Origin of the sequence: Limnospira sp. PMC 1279.21, assembly GCF_032349615.1 — a bacterium.
GTDB classification, from domain to species: Bacteria; Cyanobacteriota; Cyanobacteriia; order Cyanobacteriales; family Microcoleaceae; genus Limnospira; species Limnospira fusiformis.
In genome coordinates, this window is the sequence record NZ_JARPLU010000346.1 from 1 (window position 1) to 1,878 (window position 1,878).

Sequence of the window (1,878 nt, forward strand, 5' to 3'; positions counted from 1 at the left end):
TTCATTAACATTGTAATGGTCAACGGTGCGTTACATTTCATTAACGCACCCTACTTCTTCGTAGGGTGGGTTGAGTGCGTAACCCACCGCCAATTGAGAGTAGGAGTGGTGTTGACATTTCATTAACATTGTAATGGTCAACGGTGCGTTACATTTGATTAAAGCACCACTAGGGACTGCCTGAAGTGGTTATATGCTACAGTTTACAAGTCTGTGCGCGACAGAAGAGTGCAACCCCACTTTCCAAAAAAACCCCCCAATACTCATCCATCGCCATTCCGGGAAGATGGCCCAGGGGAGCTGCCGCCGAAAACGTGCAATCAGACCATGATATATACGACCCATTCACTCGCCATCCCACCTCCCCGCAATAGCGCTCCCATATTGTATCACCTGGATAGCTTCCATCAGGCAATCCTCCACAATTGATGTAAATTTGCTTCTGGACACTAAACCCGAAGCGTCCGTTGCTGTGTTTGACCCAAAGACCATCGATGATTCGCAAATCCTCGCAGGGAAAGTTTTTGATATCATCGTTGTATAAATATCCCCTGGTTTTTCCCGCCACCCTCCACATCATCTTAGTCGTTTCTTGGTCGGCTGCTTTCCACTCACCTGATTTCAATAATCTGTCGAGTTCGGTATAGTCAAAACCAGAAGAAGACACGATGGGAGTAATGTCTGCCACGGCTTCAGTTATCGACTCGAGTTGAGATGCGATCGCTTCTATCTGTGACGATTGGGATTGGAGTTGAGATGCGATCGCTTTTCTCTGGGATTCTAGTTGAGATGCGATCGCTTTTCTCTGGGATTCTAGTTGAGATGCGATCGCTTCTATCTGTGATTCTAGCCGTGATTGAGTAGTGGTAAAACCGTCAATTTTCCGGGTGGTCTCATCTAACTGAGATTGCAGGTGAGAGACCATCAACTGTGCGGACTCTACCTGAGACTGAGACAATTGCCAAACCCGCTTGGCGGCGGCAATGCGTTTTTTCTCCTTCTCCAAAAACCCGGAGGGTATCCCACCAATCACAGGGGGATAGGGTGTCAGGTCATAACCACACACCGAACAGGTTTCCACCTCATTTGGTGTATATTCCGTTTCACAAACGGGACATTTCGCCATCATTCCCAACCCGATACATCACGACAACCGGGTGCAGGGAAACCCGGCTTTATGCTATGATAACCCACCGAGAGGAACTAGAAACCGGGTAGAAACGGACATCTTTCGGATTTACCCATAACCCTGATAGAAACCGGGTTTCTTCACCTGAAGTGCTTATATGCTACAGTCTGCAAGTCTCTGCGCGAGAGAAGAGTGCTAACCTACGCCTTACCAGTCCCACACCAAAACCCAACCACCAACCAACCCCAACAAAACGGGCGGGAAGATGGCCCAGGGGAGCTGCCGCCGAAAACGTGCAATCAGACCATGATATATACGACCCATTCACTCGCCATCCCACCTCCCCGCAATAGCGCTCCCATATTGTATCACCTGGATAGCTTCCATCAGGCAATCCTCCACAATTGATGTAAATTTGCTTCTGGACACTAAACCCGAAGCGTCCCCTGCTGTGTTTGACCCAAAGACCATCGATGATTCGCAAATCCTCGCCGGGAAAGTTTTTGATATCATCGTCGTCTAAATATCTCCTAGAGGTTTTTCCCGCCACCCTACACATCATCTTAGTCGTTTCTTCGTCGGCTGCTTCCCACTGGCCTGATTTCAATAATCTGTCGAGTTGGCTATAATCAAAACCAGAGGATGAAGACACGATGGAAGTAATGTCTGCCACGGCTTCAGTTATCGACTCGTCGAGTTGAGATGCGATCGCTTGACTCTGGGATGGGAGTTGAGATGCGATCGCTTGA

The 1,878-nt window shown here is 48.5% G+C and carries 2 protein-coding genes; both read right to left on the reverse strand.

The genetic code is table 11. The annotated features are described in order from the left end of the window. Positions 1-196: 196 nt before the first annotated feature. Positions 197-1,129: a GUN4 domain-containing protein gene (locus P5683_RS24410; protein WP_315645943.1), complete on the reverse strand. Its 933-nt coding sequence runs from the start codon at positions 1,127-1,129 to the stop codon at positions 197-199. 160 nt (positions 1,130-1,289) lie between these two features. Next, positions 1,290-1,878, reverse strand: a 589-nt coding sequence (locus P5683_RS24415; protein ID WP_315645944.1) for a GUN4 domain-containing protein, incomplete at its 5' end; no start/stop codon positions are given.

Excerpts from the sequence above, each read along its gene's own strand:
- P5683_RS24410 (WP_315645943.1), bottom strand. The coding sequence starts at position 1,129 with ATGATGGCGAAATGTCCCGTTTGTGAAACGGAATATACACCAAATGAG.